This window comes from Methylorubrum sp. Q1 (assembly GCF_004683995.1).
Taxonomy (GTDB): domain Bacteria; phylum Pseudomonadota; class Alphaproteobacteria; order Rhizobiales; family Beijerinckiaceae; genus Methylobacterium.
On the sequence record NZ_SRHQ01000010.1, the window covers coordinates 127,138 to 151,054 of the forward strand.

Consider the following 23,917-nt stretch of genomic DNA (forward strand, 5'->3'; position numbering starts at 1 on the left):
GACCCGGGTTCGATCGTGGTCAGTGGGCCATCGAGAGGGCGCACGCCTCATGGGGGGTACGGGCAGATCCGTGGATGGGGCCCGACCTCCACCCAAATCCGGCTGATCTCACCGGCAGGACGGATTTGGCTTTCGCTCAAGCGCCGCACCGGCTGAGGGCTTACGCTTCATCCTGTTCCGAAAACCGGCATCCGCTTTTCGGGACGATGATCGAATCCAGCGACAGGTAGCGCAACCTCTGCTTCTCGAGTTCGGACAGCACCCGCTCGGGTTCGAGACCGTCGTCGTAGGGAGCGTTCCTGAGTTCGTGCAGAAGGAACAGCATCGCGAGGAATCCGATGCCGATCGCTCCACAGATCACCAACGACAGGCCCGTCATCGCTCCCCCACGAATCGCCTGTGTTTTATAAACATAAGCTAATATAATCGGAAAACGGCTTGTACGCGGATCGGTACGCGCCCGCCGCGTGTGCGGCGAAGGGCAGCAGGCAGAGTCACCGGCACGCCATCAGGCTGATCTTGGCCGCGATCACCCGGCAGCCGGCGGCAGAGAACGCGCCTTCGTGGCCGAAACCCGGAACGCTGACGCTTTCGCTGTTCTCGGCATAGGCCCGCCAGCCGAGCAGCGGGTCGAGCGCGGGGCCGACCGGAACGCTCTCGCTGCGGACGATCAGCACCGGCCCGCGATGGGGGCGCGGCTCGTAGGCCAGGGCGAGCGCGTCGAGTTCGTCGGTCAATTGCCAGAACGCGTCCTCCGGGCTCGGGGCGGCGAGCCCCATCCGGTTCAGCATGCGCCGCAACCCGCGCCATGAGCGATGCGAGCGGAACCAGAGATGAGCCCGCGAGCCGAGGTAGCCGATTCCGTCGCGGCGGACGTGGCGGATGAGCGCGGCGAGCCGGCCGCGCCGGTAGGCGGCCATCGCCCGCATGCGAGCGGGCGGCTTGAGGCGCCGGATATAGCCCGGCTCCCAGCAATCGATGAGGACGACGAGGGCGACGTCCCGGCCGCCCTGTGCGAACTGCCGGGCGATCTCGAAGGCGAGGACGCCCGAGCGGCAGAACCCGACGAGGCGGATCGGCCCTTGCGGCTGCGCGGCATCGATCGCGTCGCGATAGGCGCCGGCCAGCCGCTCCAGGGTTTCCTCGTGGGGCGGAACCCGGCTTTCCAGTTGCAGCGTCGCGAAGGGATGGTCCGCCCCAAGGGCCTCGGACAGGGGCCGGTAGAGTTCCTGATCGGCCGCGGCGTGGTGGATCGCGGTGAAGCCGGGCCGCGCCTGCGCCGTCGGTGGCGGTTCCTGAAGCAAGCGGTGCCGCACGCCCGCCGCCGCCTCGCCACCGAGGAAGGCGCAGAGCCGCGCGACCGTGCTCGCCTCGAAGAACGACCAGAGCGGAACGGTTCGGCCCGTCGCCGCCTCGATCCGCGCGACGACGCGCGCGGCCAGCAGCGAGTGCCCGCCCGCCGCGAAGAAATCCTCTTCGTCGGACAGGTCGGGGCGGCCGAGCATCTCCCGCCAGATCGTGCGTATCGCGGGCAGGAGGTCGTCGGACGCCTCGCCCACCGAGGGACGCGCCGTCTCGGGGGCAGGTGCCGCATCCGTCGTCGTGCGCCCGGCCGCCTGCTCCGCCTCCTCCGCCTCTTGGCGCCGGGCTCCCTGGCGAGGCTCCTCACGCTCGGCCGCGACCCCTCGCCCGCCTCTTCCCAGGGAGGCCGGATCGGGCAGCCGCGCCCCGACCGCCGCGCGGGCGGCCTGCTCGAAATCCGCGAGCAGGCCAGCGACGGTCTCCGCCGCGTAGAGGCCGGCATCGTACTCGCAGATCAAGCGCCAGCCGGCCGCGCTCGGCGCGAGTTCGAGATCGAGGTCGAAGAAGCTGCCGGTGGCGGCATAGTCGAGATCGACGAGGCGGATCGGGGCCGGCTCCCCCACTGACGACCCGCCGGACGGCGTCGCCTGGGGCGTCGGCCGCATCCGGACATTGACCGAGACCAGCGGCGGCCGCAGCCCGTCGCGGCAGGGCGCCAGCGCCTGCACCACCCGGTCGAAGGGGGCGAGCGCGTGATCGCAGGCGTCGAGGATCGTCCGGCGCGTCGCCGCCAGCCGCTCGGCGAAGCTCTGATCTGCTCCGAGATGAGTCCGAAGCACCAGCGTGTTCACGAAGGTGCCGACGACCCCTTCCAGCTCGATCTCGTCGCGCCCCAGCACCTGCGTGCCGATGGCAATGTCGCCGCGCCCGGTGCGTGCGCTCAGGAGCCCGAACAGAATGGTGCAGGCGAGGACGAAGGGGGTGGCGCCCTGTGCCCGCGCGTACGCTTCCATGCGCGCGCCGAGATCGGCGGAGAGCGGGCGGGTCTCGGCGGCGAAGCGGCGCTCCCGGCCGGGGCGGCGGGGATGGTCCGGCGACAGCTCGAACGGAGTGAGATCGCGCAGCGACTGCGCCCAGAAGGCGAGGTCGCGTTCCGCCGCCTCGGCGAGGACCGGGGAGACTTCCCATTCCGCGAAGTCGGCATAGTGCAGGGCTGGCGGCGCCAGAGCCGGTGCCTGTCCCCGGATCAGGGCACCGTAGATCGCGACGAACTCACGGGCCAGCACCACCATCGACCAGCCGTCGCAGACGCTGTGATGGGCGGTGACGAGCAGCAGGGAATCGCCGCGCCCGAGCCGCAGCAGCGTCACCCGCACGAGCGGCGCACGGGCCAGATCGAAGGGCTTCCCGGCCTCCGACTCGGCGATCCCGCCCGCCTCGCCGAGGCGGTCGCCGGGCAGGCCGGAGAGGTCGATTTCGGAGAAGGCCAGCGGCACCGTTCCGGCGATCCGCTGCACCGGCCGCCCGCCCTCGCCGACGATCGACGTGCGCAAAGCCTCGTGCCGGTCGAGCAGGAGGCGGAAGGCTCGGGTGAGGATCTCGGCATCGAGCCGCCCGGCGATGCGCCAGCGGGCGGCGACATGCAGGCTCGGATCGCCCGGCCTCAACTGATCGAGCAGCCAGAACCGCGTCTGGCTGTGGGAGCAGCGGGCCGTGAACGCGTCGCCGCCGTGAAGCTCGCCGGTCACGGCCGGTGATTCTTGCGTGAAATGCCGCATCCTGCCCGCCCTTACGCCTGACCGACCGCGGCGCGGTCGGCGTCGGCGGGCTTTGGGCGCCGGATCGACGGGATCGGCGCGCGCGGGGCGGCCGGTGTTTCGCTCCCCTCCCCGAGGCGTCCGTGCAGCACGGCCGCGATCCGCGCGATGGTGCGTTCCTGAAACAGGTCGCCGGCCCCGAGCGGCAGGTTCTCACGTCTCGCCCGCGCGACGATGCGGAACACGCTGAGCGAATCCGCTCCGAGCGCGATCAGGTCGTCGTCCCGCTCCACTCTGGCGAGCCCCAGCACCTCCCGCCAGATCGCCGCGAGGGTGGTCTCGAGGGCGTCGTCGGATGTCGGGACCGGAGCGGGCTTGAGGGGAAGCTTGATCGCGGCGGCCGGGCCGGTGGGCCGGGCCTCCGGGGCGGGCAGCGCCCGGCGATCGACCTTACCGCTTGCCGTCAACGGCAAGGCCGACAGCCGGACCCATTCCGAGGGGATCATGTAATCGGGGAGTTCGCGGGCGAGCGCGGCGCGCAGATTGCGCAAGGTGGGCGCCGCCTCGCCCTCCGGGCGCACGAAGTAGCAGACAAGGCGATCTTCGCCCGCCGCGTCGGGGCGCAGCACCACGACGGCGTGCAGCCCGGTCTGGCGCAGCAGCACCGCCTCGATCTCAGCGGGCTCGATCCGGTAGCCGCGCAGCTTGATCTGGTGGTCGGCCCGTCCCAGGATCTCGACGCGTCCGTCCGGCCGGTAGCGGGCGCGGTCGCCGGTCCGGTAGAGCCGCGCCCCGGCACATTCCGGCAGGGTGCTCGCGATGAAGCTCCGCTGCGTCAGATCCGGCCGTCCGAGGTAGCCGCGGGCGAGCCCGGTCCCGCCGATCAGCAATTCACCCGTGACCCCCACCGGCACCGGCTCGCCCTGTTCATCGAGGATGAACAGGCTGGTGTTGTCGATCGGCCGCCCGACTGTGACCGTCTCCTCCCCCGGATCGACCCGCGCGGCCGAGGACCAGATCGTCGTCTCCGTCGGCCCGTAGAGGTTCCAGAGCTCGCCCCCGCCCTCGGTGAGGCGCCGGGCCAGATCGAGCGGAAGCGCTTCGCCGCCGCACAGCATCTTGAAGCCGGGGCGGGAACGGAAACCCGCCTCCAGCAGGAGCCGCCACGTCATCGGCGTCGCCTGGAGCATGGTCGCCTCGCGCTGTTCCAGGCGGGCGAGGAGGGCATGGCCGTCGCGCGCTTCCTCGGCGGAGGCGAGAATGATCTGGGCGCCGCGGATCAGCGGCAGCAGCAATTCGAGCCCGGCGATGTCGAAGGTGACCGTCGTCACCGCCAGCAGCCGGTCGTCACGGTCGATCCCCGGTGCCCGCGCCATCGAGAACAGCAGGTTCGAGAGGCCGCGATGCAGCACCTCGACGCCCTTCGGCGCCCCGGTCGTGCTCGACGTGTAGATCAGATAGGCGGCCCGCTCCGCCGGCACGCGCGGGAAGCGGGTCGGCACCGGTCCGTCGAGACGATCGACCTCGATGACGCGCGGGCCCTCCGGCAGGAGCGCGCGGTCGGCGGCGAGGGTGAGCATCGCGCCGATCCCGGCATCGGCGACGATTCCCGCGCGGCGGGCGGACGGCATGGCCGGGTCGAGCGGGACGTAGGGGATGCCGGCGCGCAGCGCGCCGAGCATCGCCGCGACGAGGCCGGGCGACCGGCGCATGAGCAGGCCGACGCGGGCCCCCTCGGGCAGAGTGCCTCCCTGCAAGGCCGCGGCGACGCGATCGGCCCAGCGGTCGAGGGCGCCGTAGGAGACGCTCTCTTCGCCGAAACGGATCGCGATCCGGTCCGGGTCGCGCCGGGCGTGGAGCCTGAAGGCGCGCATCGCCCCGACCTCGAGCGGATGCACGGTCTCGGTCGCGTTCCAGGCCACCAGCATGGTCTGCCGCTCGGCCGCATCGAGCAGCGGAACGCGCCCGATCGGCTGCGCGGGATCGCGGGTGAGATGCCCGAGCAGGGTGAGATAGTGCCCGATCCAGCGCTCGATCGTGGCCGGCTCGAACAGGGCGCTGTTGTAGGTGGCGTCAAGGGTCAGTCCGTCGGTCGTCTCGCTGAGGCTGACGGTGAGCTCGAACGTCGAGAAGCGCTTCGGCGCGGGTGCGAGGGTGCCGTGCAGGCCCGCCCCGAAATCGATGGCGTCGGCGAAACGCTGGAGGTTGAACTGCACCTGCGCCAGCGGCGGGCGCGCCGGATCGTGCGGCCGGTCGAGGTGGCGCAGCAGCCGCCCCAGGGTGCAGTCGGCGTGGGCGGCGGCCTCGGCCAGGGCCGCCCCGGTACGGGCGAGATGGGCAGCGAACGGCTCACCCGGGTTGAATTGGGCCCGCAGCGGCAGGAAATCGGCGTGGTGACCGACGAGGCCCGGTTCACCGCGGCGCGGCTGGCCCGCCATCGGTATGCCGACGACGAGGTCGTCCTGCCCCGAGAGCCGCGCGAGGAGCACTTGAAAGGCCGCGAGCAGCGTGGCGTTCAGCGTCTGCCCCTGGCGCGTCGCGAGCGCTTTCAGCGCGGCGACGAGCGGCGGCGGCAGTGTGGCGCTTCGGGTGTCGCCGGCAAAGCCGCGCAGCTTCGGCCGCGGATGATCGGCCGGCAGGTCGAGCGGCTCGGGCAAACGCGCATAGAGCCCGGCCCAGTAATCCAGCGCCCGGCTCGCCTCCGCCTCCGACGGAGCACAGCCAGGGGTCTGCGGGGCCGGAGCCAGCTCTTCCGGCGCGGCGCGGTAGGCGCCCGCGATCGCGTCGGCCAGGACCGCGAAGGACCAGCCGTCGCAGGCGATGTGGTGGGCCGAGAGGACGAGGACGTGACGCCGCTCGCCGAGGCGAACGAGGTCGGCTTGCGCCACCGGGCCGGCGACGGGATCGAACGAGAGGCCCGCTTGCGTGTGAAGATGCGCCGCCAGAGCGGCCTCCGGATCGGATTGCCCCGCGAGATCGACCCACCGCACCGGCACGAGGCCCGCGGGATCGATCCGCACGGTCTCGCCACTCGGCGAGAAGCGGCTGCGCAGGGCGTCGTGGCGGCCGAGCACCGCTCTCACGACGGAGAGAAGCCGCTCGGCGTCGAGCGGGCCGTCGAGCCGCAGGGTGACGATCTCGGTCATCGCAGCATTGGCGTCGGCGCCGAACTGCGCGGCGAGCCAGATCTCGGCCTCCCCGTCGGTCGCCGACCGCTCTGCCCCGCGCTCCACCGTCGGCAGAGCCGGGGATGGCTGTGGCTCGGGCCGGCTCACCCGCGCGGCTGTGAAGGTCAGCGCGAGCGTGCGAAGCTGCTCCTCCACCACGCGGCACACGGCATCGAGCTGATGCCGGAAGATCCCCTGCAATTCCTCCGGCGTCGGCGTGGCGAGCGGGACGGCCGGCCGCCCCTCCCCGCCCGAACCGGGCGCGGCGTAACGAGCCGGGATCGCCTGGAAAACAGCCTCGCCATCGATGCAGGACATCCCGATCCTCGTCTGGCCGTGCGGCTCATCGGCGAAGGCCGGGTATCCCGCACCGGACGCCAGCCGCGCCGCCGGGTTGGAACCGGGCGCTCTCGGCGATCGGGCGTCCGATGAGGCACACTTGCCTTCGCGTGACGAGCAGGAGGGTCATCGCGTCGCCGGGAGTGTGGAGACCGGTGTCTCGACCGATTTCCGCAAGCCCCCGAGAGACGTTTTCACGACCATACCAGCGGGCCGGCGACGATCATCTGCCTCCTTGGGAGTAGTGCTTCTCCACTCTGCGCGGTTCATCGCGCGGGGGACGGTCGGTGCTCTTCGAGGCGGAGTCCTATAGTGCTGAGTTCGGCCGTGCCTCCGACGACGCGGTTCCGGAGAGACGCGCCTCCAGCCGCTCGATCGCCGCGCTCACCAGCGCCTTCGAGGCGTGCAGCGTGCCGAGTTCGACCGAGGACATCGCCAGCAGCACCGGCAGGAGGTTGTCGCTCGGGCGGCCGTCGTCGCGGAACAGGCGCAGATCGTCGTCGGGCTTGAGGCCGACGCTGCCAGCGATCCGTGCGGCGTAGTTGCGGATGCGCGTCTCGTCATTGGCGCAGACAGGGGCCGGGAGGCTGAGATCGAGCAGGCTGCCTTTCGGCAGCGAGGCGGCGATCGAGGGCAGCGCGGCCGCCTCCGCCGCGAGCCGGTCGGGCGCCAGCAGGGCCGCGGGATTGGCCGCGCCGGAGGCGACGAGCGCGCGGGCCGGGGTGACAGCCGCGGGAGGCTTGGCCGCGATTTGCGGTGCCTCGGTCAGGCCCGTCGCGATGTCGGGAGCGGTCTTCGGCACGGAGACGGCCGATCTTGCCACGGCGCGGGGTACCCGGCCGGGATGCCCGGCGAGCCGTGCGCGGGCCGACCAGGGTTGCACCCGCAGCCCCGCGGCGGCGCTCGGAGCTGCCCGCGCGACGCCGCCCCGCCCATGCCGCGCGAGGAAGCGGGCACGCAAGGTTCCGCCGATGCCCCGCGGTGCCGTCGTCGTCGACACGGCGGCCTGTCGCGCCGGCGGCCTCGGCTTTCCACCGACAGGCGCCGCCGCCACGGGGCGGGCCGTGCCGCACTCGGCGGGCGCCCAGCGGCGGACGATGGCGAGCGCCGAGCGGCGTCCGTAATCACGCTGGTAGCGGCGCAGGAGCTGCACAGCCGCATCCGCCCCATCGGCGGCGGTGGCGAAGCCGGTATGGCCCTCGGCGTCGCCGCCGAGCTCGCCGCTCCAGCGCGCCTGTTTGATACACCAGTAATTGTTGAGCCGCACACAGCGGGCAACGAAGCCCGGCTCGGTCGCCGCGTGCCGGACGACGAAGGCGAGCGAGCCCGGCGCGAGGTTCTCGCCCGCCTGTTCCCGCCAGTTCGAGACGGCACGCGCCACGAGGCTGAAGCTCGGCGCGGGCGCCGGGGGCGCCTCGGCCGCGCGGGGGAGAGGCGGCAGGCGCGCCCGCGCCGCGTCGAGTGCGGGCTCGATCCGCGGCAGCAGCATCGTCAGGGCGAGGAGCGTTTCGAGGAGCACGCCAGTCTTCCCTCACGCGGTATCAGCTCGGCTGTTCTCGTTGGGGAACGGCGCGAGGCGGCGAAGGGTTCGGTGCTCCCGCTTCTGAAACCCCTCAATCGTCGTCCATGTCCGCCGCGAGCTGGCGCGGGCGCACGAACCGGAGGAGGCGCCCGGCGCCCGCGGTGATGTCCTCCCAGCCTTCCGCGTCGAACGCGAACACGGCGAGCGCCGCGGTCGGAAACTTCTCGCGCAATGCCTTCTGCAAATCCTTCGGCCCCTCGCCGATGAGCCGCAGGGCGAGATCACCGAGGCCGGGATTGTGGCCGATGACGAGCAGGGTCGCCGCCTCCGCCGGGGCGGAGCGGATCGCGTCGAGAATGCGCGCGGCCGGCGCCTCGTAGATCGAAGGCACCGTCTCCATCGGCGTCTCGGGAAGCTCGGCCCGCAAAGCCGCCCAGGTCTCCTGCGTGCGCCGGGCCGGCGAGACCATGACATGGTCGGGCACCAACGACTCGCGGGCGATGTAGGCGCCCATCAGCGGTGCGGCCTCCCGGCCGCGGCCATTGAGCGGGCGGTCGATGTCGGCCACGCCCTGCGGATAAGCGGATTTGGCGTGGCGCAGGAGGAGCAGGCGGCGCATCATTGGAACCCGACCACGGCATGCGGAACGTAAGGGGCTTCGAGCCGCGCGATCTCGTCCTGTGTCAGCGTCAGGTCGAGGGCGGCGGCGGCATCGTCGAGATGCTGCGGCTTCGAGGCGCCGATGATCGGGGCGGCGACGCCCGGCTTCTGGATCACCCAGGCGAGCGCCACCTGCGCCCGCGGCACGCCGCGGTTCTTCGCCACCTCGGCCACCGCCTCGACCACCTGCCGGTCGGCATCGACCGTGGCGTCATAGAGGTTCTTGCCGACGAGATCGCTCTCCTGCCGGGCACTGCCGGCATCGAAGTCGCGGGTCAGCCGGCCGCGGGCGAGCGGACTCCAGGGCAGCAGCGGGATGTTCCGGTCGGCGCAGAGCGGGATCATCTCGCGCTCCTCCTCGCGGTGGAGCAGGTTGAGGTGATTCTGCATGGTCACGAACCGCGTCCAGCCGTTCAGGTCGGCGGTGTAGAGCGCTTTGGCGAACTGCCACGCGAACATCGAGGAGGCGCCGATATACCGGGCCTTGCCGGCCTTCACGACATCGTGGAGTGCTTCCAGCGTCACCTCGATCGGCGTGGCGTAGTCCCAGCGGTGGATCTGGTAGAGATCGACGTAGTCGGTGCCGAGGCGCTTCAACGAGGCGTCGATCGCCGAGAAGATCGCCTTGCGCGAGAGGCCGCCGGCATTGGGCTGGCTCTTGAGCGGGTAGTAGACCTTGGTGGCCAGCACGATGCTGTCGCGGTCGGCGTAATCCTTGAGCGCGCGGCCGACGATCTCCTCCGAGGTGCCGTCGGAATAGTAGTTAGCCGTGTCGAAGAAGTTGATCCCGAGATCGAGCGCCCGCTTGATCAGCGGGCGGCTCTCCTCCTCCCGCAGGGTCCACGGATGCGGTCCCCGCTCCGGCACGCCGTAGGTCATGCAGCCGAGGCAGAGGGGCGAGATGTCGAGGCCGGTGCGGCCGAGTTTCTTTGTCTGCATGGAAGCGGTCACGCGAAGGCGAGTCGGAGCCGCTTAATTGGGGCGCCGAGGCGGTCCGTCACCCGCCCCGCCCTTCGCGCCGCATCATGAAGGCGAGCTTCTCGAACAGGCTCACGTCCTGCTCGTTCTTGAGGAGCGCGCCGTGCAGCGGCGGAATCAGCTTGCGGCCGTCGCGCTCGCGCAGGGTCTCGGGCTGGACGTCCTCGGAGACGAGGAGCTTGAGCCAGTCGAGTAATTCGGAGGTCGAAGGCTTCTTCTTGAGGCCCGGCACCTCGCGGGTCTCCAGGAACACCCGCAAAGCCTCTTCGACGAGGCGGTGCTTGATGCCCGGATAATGCACCTCGACGATAGCCTTCAACGTCTCGGCATCGGGGAACTTGATGTAGTGGAAGAAGCAGCGGCGCAGGAAGGCGTCCGGCAGCTCCTTCTCGTTGTTCGAGGTGATGATGACGATGGGGCGGATGTCGGCGCGGATCGTCTCGCCGGTCTCGTAGACGTGGAACTCCATCCGGTCGAGTTCGGTCAGCAGGTCGTTGGGGAACTCGATGTCGGCCTTGTCGATCTCGTCGATGAGCAGCACGGGACGCTGCGGGGCGGTGAACGCCTCCCATAGCTTGCCGCGGCGGATGTAGTTGGCGATGTCCGACACCCGCGGGTCGCCGAGTTGCGAGTCGCGCAGCCGCGAGACGGCGTCGTACTCGTAGAGGCCCTGCTGCGCCTTGGTCGTGGACTTGATGTTCCAGGTCAGCAGCGGCGCGCTCAAGCCCCGGGCGATCTCCTCGGCCAGCACCGTCTTGCCGGTGCCGGGCTCGCCCTTCACCAGGAGCGGGCGCTCCAGCACGATCGCCGCGTTGACCGCCGTGGTGAGATCGGGCGGCGCGACGTAGGACTCGGTTCCGGTGAAGCGCATGGAGCCTCGCGTCGGGAGGGGGATCGGAGCGGACTAACCCGAGGCGAAGCGGGTCGGCAACCGCTCGCGCGGCGGTCGATGCCCGGGGCGTTTCCTCACAACGTCTTTCCGTCGTGCCACACGCAGTTCGAGGCCAGAATCCCCAGATTCACGTCCGACTTCTGCGGCTGGGGCAGTGTCTTGCCGTCCATGGCGAGGTCGATCTTGATCTCGACCTGCCCCTTGGTCTCGTTCGAGCGACGGGAGAAGTAGCAATATTGCTGGAACGGCCGCTCCTCGTTGGCCTTGAAGTTCCAACCCGTCACGATCTGCCCGTCGAGATAGGGCACCTGCTTGAACACCGTGAAGGTCGTGTTCACCGGCGCCTGCGAGGCCGGGGCGGCGTCGGTGCCGAGCTGCGCCTTGGTCGGTGTCGGCACCGCGTTGGCCTTCTGCGCCGGCAGCCCTTCGAGCTTCAGGGTGTTGTCGGTGAGGGTGACCTCGCCCTTGGTCTTCAGCGTCACGTCGGAGAGCGCGGCCTGCATCGCGCTGGCGATCTTCTCGGCGGCCGAGTCGAACTGGTTCATGTAGGCGTAGCCGTAGCAGGCCGCGCCGATGCCGATCCCGGCGAGCGCCGAGAAGGCGCCGGCTCCGATCGCCCGCAGCAGGAAGGCGCGGGCGAAATGCATCCGCGCCTCCGCCCTGAGCCGGCCGTTGACGTGCTGCGCGAGCACGATGTTCTCGTGCGTACCCTCGGTGTGGATGCTCATGGCCGGGCGCTCGACTGGATGGGCTTACGCGGTGGCGCCGGTGGCGGCGTTGCCGGAGGTGTTGGCGGGCGGCGGGGGCGGCGGCACCACGGGGGCCGTGCGCCGCTCCAGCGGGATCACCGAGGCGTCGCGCGTCATCGGTCTCGGCTGGGCCAGCGCCATCTCCTGGCGCACGCCGTCGGCGATGGAGGCGAGCAGGTAGGGCGTGGCCTCCGGGTTCACGGCGGCGCCGAGGTCGTCCTCGTCCATGAAGGTCTTGCGCACCGAGACCGCCGAGAGGGCCAGAATCGTCGAGGCGAAGGCGGCGCAGAGCGCGGGCACGAACACGAAGATGCGCAGGAAGGCGTGGACCTGCGCGTCGGTCACGTCGATCGGATCGACGCCGTAGACCATGGCGGTGAAGGAGTGGAGCTGCGAGCGGTTGACCGAGTTGCGGTAGGCCTGCTCGGCATCGGCCACCTTGCGGTCGGTCGCGCCGCGGTCGAGGGCGGTGCGGGCCTTGCGGGCCTCTTCCAGCTCCTTGACGATGGCGCCCCGGTCGCTACCCGCCTTGGCCACCGCGGCGTTGAGCGTCGCGGTGCGCGGGTCGGTGACGCATTTCAGGTTCGAGTAGCGCATGCCGCGGCTGTTGGTGCCGTAGACGCGCTCGCAGCGCTGGGCCGGAAGACCTGCGAGTTGCGACGCGTTCTCGGCCGAGCGCCGCTCGATCTGCTCCAGCTCGTTCGTGTACTGCTCGACCCGGGCGTTGGCGGCGGCGATGCGCGTGTCGATGCTGTCGCGGTCGGCCTGGGCGTCCTTGAGGGCGGTCTTGGCCTTGGCCGCATCCATCAGGCGGGGATGGAACATCATCTCGCCGAGCTGCGACACCGATTTGGTGGTGACGCCCGCGGCGAAGATGATGCCGATGATGGCAAGCCCCTTCACGAACCACGAGCGCTGGGTCCGCGCCAGGATGCCGAGCGGCACCCGGCACAGTTCCACCGCGGCGTAGACCAATGGTGCCAGCAGCATGAAGTAGAAGGCGCGGTCGTCGCCGTCGCTGTAGGTGCCCGCGAACAGCCACGCGCCCCAGAGCGAGGCGCCGATCACCATGAACTCGACGAGATAGGCGATGGCGACGTAGCCCCACTTGATGCGGTAGCCGCGCTCGATGTCGCGCTGGTGCTTCCAGCGCTGCTGGTCGAGCATCCATTCGCGCCGCTCGCGCTGCACGTCGCGGCTCGGAGGCGTGTCGGACAAGAATTTCATGGGCCAGAACTTCATGGGCCTCAGATCGCTGCGGGCCTCCGGCTGAGCGGCGGACCTGCCATCCCCTAACATCGCGTTACCCGAGCGTAAGAGCGTATTGTGCCGAAGTTGTGCCGGCCCGATCGATGAGCGGTGGATGGCGGCCTGCCGCGGCCGCCGCGGGTGAAGCGGGCGCGAAAACGGCCGGTCGTCACGGAAAACGGTTGCTCCGCCACCGGCTCGCCGCCCATGATGCCGCCGGTCCCTCCCGCGGCATCGAAGATGCAGGGAGCCGGGCCGCCCCTCTCTCCCCTCAAGGCGGCAGCGTATCAGCCCGATGACCGACCCCGTGCAGGCCGGAACCCAGATCGCCGCGGAAGCCGGCGCGCATGCGGGCGGCTACCGGGAGGCGATCCTCTTTCTTGTCACCGCCGGCATCGTCGTGCCGCTGTTCCACCGCCTGCGGGTCAGTCCCGTGCTCGGCTTCATCGGCGCGGGCGCGCTGCTCGGGCCGTTCGGCCTCGGGCGCTTCGCCGACGCGCATCCCTGGCTCGCGCCCTTCACCATCGGCAACCGCGCGGAGATCGCGCATCTGGCCGAGTTCGGCGTCATCTTCCTGATGTTCATGATCGGGATCGAGCTGTCCTGGGAGCGCCTGCGGGTGCTGCGCCGGCTCGTCTTCGGCCTCGGCGCGATCCAGGTGATCGCCTCCGCCGCGGTGATCGCTGGCATCCTCGTCGCCCTGGATCAGCCGGTGGCCGGGGCGGTGCTGGTGGGACTGGCGCTCGCCCTGTCCTCCACCGCCGTGGTGCTGCCGGTGCTCGCCGAGCAGAAGCGGCTCGGCACGCCGGCCGGACGCACCAGTTTCGCGATCCTGCTGTTTCAGGATCTGGCGGTCGCCCCGATCCTGTTCGCTATCGCCGTGCTCGGCCGCAAGGATGGCGGCGACCTCGGGGCCGCACTCGCCCTGGCGCTCGGACAGGCGGCGATCGCCCTCGCCGTGATCGTGGTGGCCGGCCGGGTCGCGCTGCGCCCGCTCTTCCATCTCGTCGCGCGCACGCGCTCGCCGGAATTGTTCATGGCGGCCTGCCTGCTCGTCATCGTGGCGACCGCCCTGGTCGCGGCGGGCAGCGGCCTGTCGATGACGCTCGGCGCTTTCGTCGCCGGCCTGCTGCTCGCCGAAACCGAGTATCGCCGCGCCATCGAGGCGACCATCGATCCGTTCAAGGGGCTCCTGCTTGGGGTGTTCTTCGTCTCGGTCGGCATGAATCTCGATCCGGCCCAGCTCATCTCGGCGCCGGGCGCGATCCTCGGCCTGTCGGTCGGGCTCCTCGTCATCAAGGGCGCCGTGGTGCTCGTCGGCGCTCGCATCATGAAGCTGTCCCGTTCGGTCGCCCTGGAGGCGGCCCTGCTGATCGGCCCCGGCGGCGAGTTCGCCTTCGTGCTGATCGGCGGCGCGATGGCGACGGGACTCGTACCGGAGCCGGTGGGCGGCGCCGCCCTCATCGTCACCACCGTCACCATGATCGCGATTCCCGGCCTCGCGGCGCTCGGCCGCCGCATCGGCGGCCGCGCTTCGAAGCAGCAGGTCGGTCCGGCGCAGGCCGAGCCGGTGCCGGAGCCGGAGCAGAATCGGGTGATCATCGCGGGCTATGGCCGGGTCGGGCGGCTCGTCAGCGAGATGCTCAAGCGCCACGCGATTTCCCACATCGCCGTCGATTCGGACCCCGCCCGTGTCGCCGAACAGCGCCGGCTCGGCAGCCCGGTCTATTTCGGTGATTCGGCCAACACGGAGATGCTGCGCCGCTGCGACATCGCCACGGCCCGCGCGCTGGTGGTGACCCTCGACAATCCCCGTGCCGTGGAGGCCGTGGTGCAGGCCGCCCGCGCCGAGCGGCCGGACCTTACCATCGTCGCCCGCGCCCGCGACGCGCGCCATGCCACGCAGCTCTACGAGATGGGCGTCGACGACGCGGTGCCCGAGACGATCGAGGCCTCGCTCCAGCTCTCGGAGGCCGTGCTGGTCGATGTCGGCGTGCCGATGGGCAACGTCATCGCCTCGATCCACGAGCGGCGCGACGAGTTCCGCACCATGCTCAAGCGCCGGGAAGCGGAGGCGCGGCCCGTCTTCCGCGCCCGCCGCACGGTCGGCAAGGGACGCGAGACGCCGTCCGAGGCCAAGGCTGCCGAACCGGCCCCGAGCCCGCGGCCGGTCGGCAAGAGCGCCTGAGTGGAAGAGCGCCTGAGCGGGCTCGGGCCCGCTCTCAGGCGTCCGGCAGCGCGGCGACCAGGGTCCGAAAACGGTCGCCGCGGACCTCGAAATTCGGGAACTGATCGTAGGAGGCGCAGGCCGGCGACAGCAGCACGACGGGGGCCTCGGTGCCGGATGCGTGGGCGGCCCGCGCCGCCGCCTCGGTCGCGGCCTCCAGCGTGCCGCAGCGGGTGACGGCGACGCGTCCCTCCAGCGTCGCGGCGAAGGCCTCGCTCGATGCGCCGATCAGGTAGGCATGGGCGACGCGGTCGAACAGCGGCGCCAACGGCTCGATGCCGCCCTCCTTCGCCTTGCCGCCGACGATCCAGTGGATGTCGCGGAAGGCCAGCAGTGCCTTCTCGGTCGAATCGGCATTGGTCGCCTTGGAATCGTTGACGAACAGCGTCCGGCCGATGCGGCGCAGCGGCTCCATCCGGTGAGCGAGGCCGGGAAAGCTCTTGAGCCCCGCTGCGATCTCCGTGCTGCTGAGGCCGAGCCGGATCGCGGCGGCGACCGCCGCGGCGGCGTTCTGGAGGTTGTGGTCGCCGAGCAGGGCCTGGATGCCGGAGACCTCCGCGATCACGGCGCCGTCAGGCCCGCGCACCGTACCGTCGGCACCGACATAGTCGCCCGCCGCATCGCCGTGCCCCTCGACATGGAGGCGGATGCGCTCGCCCGTGCGGCGCGCGGCGATCGCTGCGCAGTAGGGGTCATCGACGCTGATCACGGCGAGGTCCGCGCCCGCCACAAGCCGCTCCTTGATCGCGGCGTAGTTCTCCATGGTGCCGTGACGGTCGAGATGGTCCGGCGTCAGGTTGAGCAGGATGCCGACGCCGGGCTTGAGCGAGGGCGTCAGGTCGATCTGGAACGAGGACAGTTCGACCACGTGAACGCGGTTTGCCGCGGGCGGCTCCAGCGACAGGATCGCGGTGCCGATGTTGCCGCCCATCTGCACGTCGCGCCCGGCATGGCGCAGCAGGTGGGCGGTGAGCGCCGTGGTGGTGGATTTGCCGTTGGTGCCGGTGATGGCCACGAAGGCTGCGTCGGGCGCCAGGGCCGCACGCTCGCGGCAGAAAATCTCGATGTCGCCGATGATCGGGATGCCGGCCTGCCGCGCGAGCCCCACCGTCCAGTGCGGCTCGGGATGCGTCAGCGGCACGCCGGGCGCCAGCACCAGGGCTTCGAAGCCCGACCAATCGGCTTCGTTGAGATCGGTGACGGTGATGCCCTGCTCGCGGGCGCGGTCGCGGCTGCCCGCGTTGTCGTCCCAGGCCAGCACGTCGGCGCCGCCGGCCAGCAGCGAACGGACGGTGACGAGCCCGGACCCGCCGAGGCCGAACAGGGCGAGCTTCCGGCCGGCGAAGGTGGTGGCTGGCGTCATGGTTTGTTGTCTCTCGTCCCGGCTCAGCGCAGCTTCAGCGTGGCGAGCCCGACCAGCGCCAGGATGACGGCGATGATCCAGAAGCGGATCACGACCTGCGGCTCCTTCCAGCCCTTCTGCTCGAAGTGGTGGTGGATCGGCGCCATGCGGAAGACGCGTTTGCCCGTGAGCTTGAACGAGACGACCTGGATGATCACCGACATGATCTCCAGCACGAACAGGCCGCCGACGATGGCAAGCACGATCTCGTGCTTGGCTGCCACGGCGATGGTGCCGAGCAGGCCGCCGAGCGCGAGCGAGCCGGTATCACCCATGAAGATCTGCGCGGGCGGCGCGTTGAACCACAGGAAGCCGAGCCCTGCCCCGATCACCGCGCCGCAGACCACGGCGAGTTCGCCGGTGTCGCGCACGTAGTTCACCTGCAGGTAGCCGGCATAGATGACGTTGCCGACGAGGTAGGCGATCACGCCGAAGGTGGCGCAGGCGATCATGACGGGGACGATGGCGAGCCCATCGAGCCCGTCGGTGATGTTGACCGCGTTGCCCGCCCCCACGATCACGAAGGCGGCGAACGGCACCCAGAACCAGCCGAGGTTCAGCAGCGTGTCCTTGAGGACGGGGAAGGCGAGCTGGTTCTGCAGTCCGGCGGGCGAGTAGAGCGAGATCATCAGGCAGGCTGCGCCCGCGATCGCGAATTCGAGAGCCAAGCGGAAGCGGCCCGAGAAGCCCTTGTGCGATTGCTTCGTGACCTTGAGGTAGTCGTCGTAGAAGCCGATCGCGCCGAAGCCGAGGGTCACTGCGAGCGTCACCCAGACGTAGTGGTTGTGCGGGTTGGTCCAGAGCAGGATCGAGACCACGGCGCCGGCCAGAATCATCAGGCCGCCCATGGTCGGCGTGCCGCGCTTGGTCAGGTGGCTGGCCGGACCGTCCTCGCGGATCGGCTGGCCCTTGCCCTGGCGCAGGCGCAGCAGCGAGATGATCCAGGGCCCGAACCAGAACACGAAGAAGCCCGCCGTGAACAGCGCGCCGCCGGTGCGGAAGGTGATGTAGCGGAACACGTTGAGAGGCGTGAGCGTGCCGCTCAGTTCCGACAGCAGATAGAGCATGCGTTCGTCCGCCCGCGGCAGGTTCTTTGTCGACACGCCCGGCACGGCGTTGCGCGCGGCCGGATGGAACGGCCGGGCGCGAGGGCCCGGCCGATGGAGTGAAGCTTAGCGAACCGCGTTCAGCGAGGCTTCGCGCGCGTCCGGCGCGACCGCGTAGCGGGCTTTGACCGCTTCGACAATGCGGACCATGCGCATGGAGTTGGAGCCCTTGACCATCACGGCATCGCCCGGCCGCAGGGTCGCGAGGACGGCGTCGGTGACGTCCTCGGCGGCCGGCGCGGCCGTCCCCCGCACCGGTATCGGCAGCGCCTCGAACAGGTGCGCCATCAGGGGGCCGACGGCGAAGACGAGGTCGATGCCGTTCGCGGCAACCGAATCCGCCAGTTCGCGGTGCAGCGCTTCCCCGGTCGCGCCAAGCTCCTTCATGTCGCCGAGCACGGCGATGCGCCGGCCCTTGGCACCGGTGTCGATGCCGGCGAGCGTCGCCAGCGCCGCGCGGATCGAGGCGGGATTGGCGTTGTAGCTCTCATCGACGAGGAAGGCCTCGCCGTCTCCGATCCGAAGCGCGGTGCGCTCGCCGCGCCCGACCGGCGGCTTGAGGCTCGCCAGCGAAAGGGCGGCGCGGGCGAGGTCGGCGCCGAGCGCGTGGATGCAGGCCAGCACGCCGAGCGAGTTCATCGCGACGTGCCGGCCCGGCGTGCCGAGCTGGTAGGTCAGGGGCACGCCCATCACGCTGGCATCGACCACCGAGACGTCGGGGCGGGTGAGGATGCGGTGGGCGCGCACATCCGCCGCCGCATGCTCGCCGAAGGTGATGACGCGCCCCGCCCGGGAGGCGTGCGCGTGGGCGAGCAGGCGTTCGTAGTTCGGGTTGTCGCGGTTGATCACCGCGACGCCGCCGGGCTTGAGTCCTGAGAAGATCTCGCCCTTGGCGTCGGCGATGGCCGAGAGCGAGCGGAAATGCTCGATATGCACCGGCTCGACCGTGGTGATCAGCGCCACGTCCGGCCGCACCATCGCGGTCAGCGGCAGGATCTCGGCGCCGTGGTTCATGCCGATCTCGAACACGCCGAAGCGGGTGGCCTCCGGCATCCGCGTCAGCGTCAGCGGCACGCCCCAATGGTTGTTGTAGGAGGCGACCGAGGCGTGCGTGGCGCCTTGCGCCGAGAGCACGTGGCGCAGCGCTTCCTTGGTACCGGTCTTGCCGACGGAGCCGGTCACCGCGACGATCGCCGCCCCGGTGCGGGCGCGCGCGGCCAGACCAAGGCGACGCATCGCGTCCAGAACCGGATCGTCGCCCTCACCCGGCACGGCGAGAACGGGACCGGCATCCGCGAATTCGCTGGCGCGCGACGCGGAGACCACGGCGGCGCCCGCCCCTTTCCCGAGGGCGGCCGGCACGAAGTCGTGCCCGTCGCGCGCCTCGCCGCGGATGGCGAAGAACAGGTCGCCGGGTTCCAGGCTGCGGGTGTCGATCGAGGCGCCGGTGACGGCACGCGGCGCGCCGATCAGGCGCCCGCCGGTGGCCGCCTCCAGGGCGGCAGGGGTCCAGAGGGGGGCGTCGGTCATCCGTTCAACTCCGCGATCGCGGCGCGCAGGGTGTCGTGATCCGAGAACGGGAGCACGCGTGGCCCGACGATCTGGCCGGTTTCATGTCCTTTGCCGGCCACCACCAGCACGTCGCCGGCTCGCAGGTCCCGCCCGCCCGCGCGGATCGCCTCGGCCCGGTCGCCGATCTCCTCCGCGCCCGGCGCTGCGGCGAGGATGGCGGCGCGGATCGCGGCGGGCTCCTCGTTGCGGGGGTTGTCGTCGGTGACGATGACCCGGTCGGCGAGGCGCGCGGCGATCGCGCCCATGATCGGCCGCTTGCCGGCGTCGCGGTTGCCACCGCAGCCGAACACGACGACGAGGCGCCCGCTGGCGAAGGGGCGGAGCGCGGTCAGCACATGCTCCAGGGCTTCCGGCTTGTGGGCGTAATCGACGAGGCACAAGCCCCCGTTCGCTTCGCCGATCCGTTCCATGCGGCCCGGCACGCCGGTGAGCCCTTCGAGCGCGGCGAAGACGCCGGCCGGATCGGTCTGACCCGCTGGCGTCGCCAGGGCGAGGCCCGCCGCGACCAGGGCGTTCTCGACCTGGAAGCCGCCGACCAGCGGCAGGCGCACGCGATAGTCCTTGCCGTCGTGGGCGAGCGTCAGGCTCTGCGCAAAACCCTCCGTTCCGGCCTCGACGAGGCGGATGAAGTCGCCGCCGCGCCCCGTGGTGCGGATGACGTGGCCGGGGGCGTCGGCCACGCCGATGACGCGCTCGGCATAGGCGCCGTCCGCATTGACGACGACCGGACGGCCCTTCGGCAGCAGCGTCGTGAACAGGCGGAGCTTGGCATCGAGATAGTCCTCGATGGTGGGGTGATAATCGAGGTGGTCGCGGCCGAGATTGGTGAAGGCGGCGGCCGTCAGTTCCACCCCGTCGAGGCGGCGCTGCTCGATGCCGTGGGAGGAAGCCTCCATGGCCAGATCGGTGATGCCCTCCTCCGCCAGGCGCGCCAGGGTCTCGTGCAGCGTGACGGGGTCGGGCGTCGTCAGCGAGCCGTATTCCGCCCCCCGGTTGGTGACGATGCCGACGGTGCCGAGGCTTGCCGCTTCCCGCCCGAGGCGTGACAGGATCTGCCGCACGAAGTCGGCGACCGAGCTTTTGCCGCTGGTGCCGGTGACCGCGACCACCGTCTCGGGCTGACGACCGGAGAGGCGGGCGGCGGCGAGGGCCAGCGCCCGGCGGGCATCCGCGACTTCGATCCAGGCGGTCGCCTCGGGCAGGTCTGCCGGGCGCGTCCCCTCCCCGGCCACGGCGACCGCGCCGGCTGCTGCGGCGGCGGCGGCAAAGCGGCGTCCGTCGGCGGCGGTGCCGGGCACCGCCACGAACACGCCGCCGGGTACGACCTTGCGGCTGTCGGCGGTGAGGCCGGCGACGGGACGGCCGGCGATGGCCGCGTCCGCCTCCGGGAACAGCGCCCCGAGAGTCCGGTCGTCAGGCGTCGGCTGGCTCATCGGCAAAACAATCCTCGGAAGCGTCCGTGCGGGTCAGGCCGACCGGGTACAGGCTGCCGTCACTGCCCGTCCACCATGGTCGCATGGTAGGCGCCGAGCTTTACCATCAGCGGGAACGGCTTCACCGGCGGATCGAAGCGCGGTGCCAGCCCGAGGATCGGCGCGGCCCGCTCGATGATCTTGCCCGTCACCGTGCCGGAATTGTAGGCGGCCGTGGCGTAGCCGCCGGTCTCGGGCAGGCCCTGCGGCTCGTCCATGATCGTCAGGAACAGGTATTTCGGCTTGTCCATGGGGGCCGCCGCCATGAACGTCGTGAACAGGCGGTTCTTGGCGTAGCGCCCGTTGATGACCTTCTCCGCCGTGCCGGTCTTGCCGCCGACGTAGTAGAGCGGGATCGACGCCTTCTTGGCCGAGCCCTCGACGGCGTTGAGGCGCATGATGAAGCGCATCGCCTCGCTGGCCTCCGGCTTCATCACGTGGCTGGCCTTGCCCCGCGCGGTCGGCTCGTCGGTCTTCAGGAAGGTCGGCGTCATCAGGTCGCCGCCGTTGATGATCGCGGCCACCGCCGCCGCCGCCTGGATCGGCGCCACCGCGATGCCGTGGCCGAAGGCGATGGTGATGGTGTTGATCTCGGCCCAGCGCGGCGGAAGGATCGGCGCGGCCGATTCCGGCAGCTCGGTCCGCATCCGGTCGAGCAGGCCCATCTTCTTGAGGAAGGCGCGGTGGCCGGGCACGCCGACGCCCAGCGCCATCTTGGCCGAGCCGATGTTGGAGGAGTGGGTGAACACCTCCGGCATCGTCAGCACGCGCCCGGTGGCGTGGTAGTCGTGGATCTTCTGACGGCCCCAGTGCAGCACGCCGCCGCGGGTGTCGAAGGTGGAGTTGACGTTGTACTTGCCGGAATCTAGCGCCATGGCGAGCGTCATCGCCTTGAAGGTCGAGCCCATCTCGTAGACGCCGACATTCATCCGGTTGATGCGGTCGTCCGAGAGCGCGTCCTTCGGCTCGTTCGGGTCGAAATCCGGATAGGAGGCGAGCGCGACGACCTCGCCGGTGGTCACGTCGAGGATCATCGAGGCGCCGGCCTTGGCCTTGAACTTCTCCACGCCCTTCACGAGTTCGTCGCGCAGGGCGAACTGGGCGCGCAGGTCGAGGGAGAGCTGGATCGGCGAGAGGTCGGTCTGCTTGGCGACGAGGCCGAACTCGTTGAGCGCCTTGTTGCCGCGGTTGTCGATATACTTTTCGATGCCGGCGATGCCGATATTGTCGAGGTTCGTCGCGCCGATGACATGCGCGGCCGCGACCCCGTTCGGGTAGACGCGCTTGTGGTCGGGCAGGAAGCCGACGCCGGGGATGCCGAGGCGGTGGACTTCGAGCTGCTGCTTCGGCGTGATCTCGCGCTTGATCCAGACGAAGCCCTTCTTCGAGGACAGCTTGGCGCGCAGCTCCGCCGCGTTCAGCTCGGGCAGCACCGCGGTCAGCAGTTCGACCGCCTCGTCGGTGTCGAAGGTGCGCACCATCCGCTTCGGCTCGGCAAAGACCGAGACGGTGCGGATGTCGGTGGCCAGGATCTCGCCGTTGCGGTCGATGATGTCCGGGCGGATCGTGGTGGTGGCGGCGGCCGCCACCCGGTGCTCGTCGCTGTTGCTCGCAGGCGTCGCCGCCATCACGATCAGCCGCACGCTGATGGTGACGAACACCGCCGTGAAGGCGAGGCCGACCAGTGCCACGCGGGCATGCGAGCGCTCGATGGCGAGACGGAACATGATCCGGGTGAGCCGCGTCAGCGCCGAGACCGGCGGCTCGCTCGCCACCACCCGGTCCGCACCCGGCTCCGGCACGGCGGCGTCAGTCGCGCGCGCGTCCGGCTGCGCGTGCTGCAGGCCCCGTGACGGACCTTCCTGCGACGGATCTTCCTGGGAAGGATCGTGGGACACGGGGACGCTACCTCGAAACCGCGGGCGGGCGGGTGGAGACGGTGCGGGTGGTGACGGAGCCGGTGGTGCGCGGCTCGTCGCGGGCGCTCCCCGGTCTGTCCGTCGGGGTCACGGTCGGAGTCGCCGTGGAGGCGAGCAGGCGGCCGATCTCGTCGCCGCGGTCGGGCCGGTTCGGCAGGTCGGAGAGCCGGGCGAGATGCCCGTTGCCGATCGGCTCCAGGGTGAGATGCCGCTCGACCGCCGCCTGGAGCCGGTCCGGGCGGGTGAGAAGCTGCCATTCGGCGCGCAGCACGGCGATGGCCTGCCGCTCCTTGTGCAGGCCGGTCTTCAGCTTGGAGACCTGACCCGCCTGATAGAGCGTGTCGTACTTGGTCGAGTAGGCGTAGACCGCCGAGCAGATCAGCCCGACGATCGCCAGCACGTTGAGAAGCCGGATCACCGCCGTGGCCCCCGTCCCTGTGGAGCCGGCAGGCTCGCCAGCGTTTCGATGGCGCTCAGAGGCGGCGGCGCGGGTGCGTCGGTCCGCTCGCCGGCGCGTAGCTTGGCCGAACGCGACCGTGGGTTGACGTCCGTTTCCGCTTCCGAGGGCAGCACCGGACCCTTGGTCACCAGCTTGAAGCTCTTGGGTGCCGGCCGCTCAACGCCCGGGACGTGCCGGGAGGCTTGCGCCGCCCGGCCGCTGCGGGCGGAGAAGAACTGCTTGACGATGCGGTCCTCCAGCGAATGGAACGTCACCACCGCGAGCCGGCCGCCGGGCTTGAGCACCCGCTCGGCGGCGTGCAGGCCGCGCACCAGCTCGCCGAGTTCGTCGTTCACCGCGATGCGCAGGCCCTGGAAGCTGCGCGTCGCCGGGTGGATCGGGCTGCCGGGCTCGGGCCGGACCACGCTCGCCACGAGGTCGGCGAGTTGCGCCGTGGTCTCGATCGGAGCGCGGCGCCGCGCCTCGACGATGGCACGGGCCACCGCCCGCGAGCGGCGCTCCTCGCCGAAATAGTAGAGGATGTCGGCGAGCGTGGTCTCCTCCTCGCCGTTCACGAGATCGGCCGCCGAGGGCCCCTCCCCGCCCATGCGCATGTCGAGAGGCCCGTCCTGCCGGAACGAGAACCCGCGCTGCGCCTCGTCGATCTGCATCGAGGACACGCCGATATCGAGCACGACCCAGTCGGCCTGCGCCTCGTCCTGATCGGTGATGAGCGTGTCGAGATCGCCGAACCGGCCCTGGACCAGCCGCAGGCGGCCCCCGGAGGCATTCACGAGATCCGCTCCGCCCCGGATCGCGGTGGGATCGCGATCGATGGCGATCACGCGCACCTCCGGCCCGGCATCGAGCAGCGCGCGGGTGTAGCCGCCCGCTCCGAAGGTGCCGTCCACGGCCAGGCCCGGCCGGTCGAGGGAGAGCGCGGCGAGGACCTCGGCGAGCAGGACGGGAACGTGGCGAGCCTGCTCGCCCTTCGGCAACTCGGCTCTCGGCGTGCGCGGCGCCCGGCTCATCGGCATCGCCCCACGGCGCTCTCGCGGAATCCGTAGAGAGCTCGGGCGCCACCCGGCGGGGGATGCATCATGGGAGCCTGCTGAATGGACGGACCGCAGGGCGGCCCGAGATGTGGCGACGCCGATCCGCGAGCG

Annotated in this window: 17 protein-coding genes; 1 reads left to right on the top strand and 16 read right to left on the bottom strand. The window is 70.9% G+C overall.

The features are described from left to right. Nucleotides 1-160 precede the first annotated feature (160 nt). From E4V01_RS11795 to E4V01_RS11835, 9 genes are all read right to left on the bottom strand, one after another. Nucleotides 161-379, bottom strand: a complete 219-nt coding sequence (locus tag E4V01_RS11795) for a hypothetical protein (RefSeq protein WP_060771877.1) — start codon at nucleotides 377-379, stop codon at nucleotides 161-163. 115 nt (nucleotides 380-494) lie between these two features. Next, the gene (locus E4V01_RS11800; protein WP_245517521.1) at nucleotides 495-3,050 is read right to left on the bottom strand and encodes a condensation domain-containing protein; all 2,556 of its coding nucleotides are present in this window, start codon (nucleotides 3,048-3,050) and stop codon (nucleotides 495-497) included. Between the two features lie 41 nt (nucleotides 3,051-3,091). Next, on the bottom strand, nucleotides 3,092-6,544 hold the full coding sequence (locus E4V01_RS11805; RefSeq protein WP_135298458.1) for a non-ribosomal peptide synthetase: 3,453 nt from the start codon (nucleotides 6,542-6,544) through the stop codon (nucleotides 3,092-3,094). A gap of 328 nt (nucleotides 6,545-6,872) precedes the next feature. After that, nucleotides 6,873-8,084 carry a hypothetical protein gene (locus E4V01_RS11810; protein ID WP_135298459.1) on the bottom strand — a complete coding sequence of 404 codons (1,212 nt, stop codon included), beginning with the start codon at nucleotides 8,082-8,084 and terminating at the stop codon, nucleotides 6,873-6,875. 94 nt (nucleotides 8,085-8,178) lie between these two features. Beyond that, a complete protein-coding gene (locus E4V01_RS11815) occupies nucleotides 8,179-8,709 on the bottom strand; it encodes a histidine phosphatase family protein (RefSeq protein ID WP_083530943.1) in 531 nt (176 codons plus the stop codon). Further along, nucleotides 8,706-9,686, bottom strand: coding sequence for an aldo/keto reductase (locus tag E4V01_RS11820; protein ID WP_135298460.1), 981 nt, complete (start codon nucleotides 9,684-9,686; stop codon nucleotides 8,706-8,708). Before E4V01_RS11820 ends, E4V01_RS11815 begins: the two co-directional genes overlap by 4 nt. Nucleotides 9,687-9,744: 58 nt before the next feature. Beyond that, a complete protein-coding gene (locus tag E4V01_RS11825) occupies nucleotides 9,745-10,596 on the bottom strand; it encodes a MoxR family ATPase (RefSeq protein ID WP_060771882.1) in 852 nt (283 codons plus the stop codon). 95 nt (nucleotides 10,597-10,691) lie between these two features. Beyond that, nucleotides 10,692-11,345, bottom strand: a complete 654-nt coding sequence (locus E4V01_RS11830; protein WP_060771883.1) for a hypothetical protein — start codon at nucleotides 11,343-11,345, stop codon at nucleotides 10,692-10,694. Between the two features lie 24 nt (nucleotides 11,346-11,369). After that, nucleotides 11,370-12,608, bottom strand: coding sequence for an ATPase (locus E4V01_RS11835; protein WP_135298461.1), 1,239 nt, complete (start codon nucleotides 12,606-12,608; stop codon nucleotides 11,370-11,372). Between the two features lie 301 nt (nucleotides 12,609-12,909). Between E4V01_RS11835 and E4V01_RS11840 the strand changes: the two genes are divergently transcribed. After that, nucleotides 12,910-14,802 (top strand): cation:proton antiporter, encoded by a 1,893-nt coding sequence (locus tag E4V01_RS11840; RefSeq protein WP_135298462.1) that lies wholly within the window; start codon nucleotides 12,910-12,912, stop codon nucleotides 14,800-14,802. Between the two features lie 34 nt (nucleotides 14,803-14,836). Here E4V01_RS11840 and murD read toward each other — a convergent pair whose 3' ends face one another. From murD to rsmH, 7 genes are all read right to left on the bottom strand, one after another. After that, complete coding sequence (gene murD, locus E4V01_RS11845) at nucleotides 14,837-16,204, bottom strand: UDP-N-acetylmuramoyl-L-alanine--D-glutamate ligase (protein WP_135298463.1); 1,368 nt, start codon at nucleotides 16,202-16,204, stop codon at nucleotides 14,837-14,839. Nucleotides 16,205-16,227: 23 nt separating this feature from the next. Further along, nucleotides 16,228-17,310, bottom strand: coding sequence for a phospho-N-acetylmuramoyl-pentapeptide-transferase (gene mraY, locus E4V01_RS11850; RefSeq protein WP_060771887.1), 1,083 nt, complete (start codon nucleotides 17,308-17,310; stop codon nucleotides 16,228-16,230). Nucleotides 17,311-17,415: 105 nt separating this feature from the next. Then, nucleotides 17,416-18,879: a UDP-N-acetylmuramoylalanyl-D-glutamyl-2,6-diaminopimelate--D-alanyl-D-alanine ligase gene (locus E4V01_RS11855; protein WP_135298464.1), complete on the bottom strand. Its 1,464-nt coding sequence runs from the start codon at nucleotides 18,877-18,879 to the stop codon at nucleotides 17,416-17,418. Then, nucleotides 18,876-20,354, bottom strand: a complete 1,479-nt coding sequence (locus tag E4V01_RS11860; protein WP_135298465.1) for a UDP-N-acetylmuramoyl-L-alanyl-D-glutamate--2,6-diaminopimelate ligase — start codon at nucleotides 20,352-20,354, stop codon at nucleotides 18,876-18,878. Before E4V01_RS11860 ends, E4V01_RS11855 begins: the two co-directional genes overlap by 4 nt. A gap of 59 nt (nucleotides 20,355-20,413) precedes the next feature. After that, nucleotides 20,414-22,291 (bottom strand): penicillin-binding protein 2, encoded by a 1,878-nt coding sequence (locus E4V01_RS11865; protein WP_135298466.1) that lies wholly within the window; start codon nucleotides 22,289-22,291, stop codon nucleotides 20,414-20,416. Between the two features lie 7 nt (nucleotides 22,292-22,298). Beyond that, nucleotides 22,299-22,730, bottom strand: coding sequence for a hypothetical protein (locus tag E4V01_RS11870; RefSeq protein WP_060771891.1), 432 nt, complete (start codon nucleotides 22,728-22,730; stop codon nucleotides 22,299-22,301). Then, on the bottom strand, nucleotides 22,727-23,782 hold the full coding sequence (rsmH, locus tag E4V01_RS11875) for a 16S rRNA (cytosine(1402)-N(4))-methyltransferase RsmH (RefSeq protein ID WP_135298467.1): 1,056 nt from the start codon (nucleotides 23,780-23,782) through the stop codon (nucleotides 22,727-22,729). Before rsmH ends, E4V01_RS11870 begins: the two co-directional genes overlap by 4 nt. Nucleotides 23,783-23,917 lie beyond the last annotated feature (135 nt).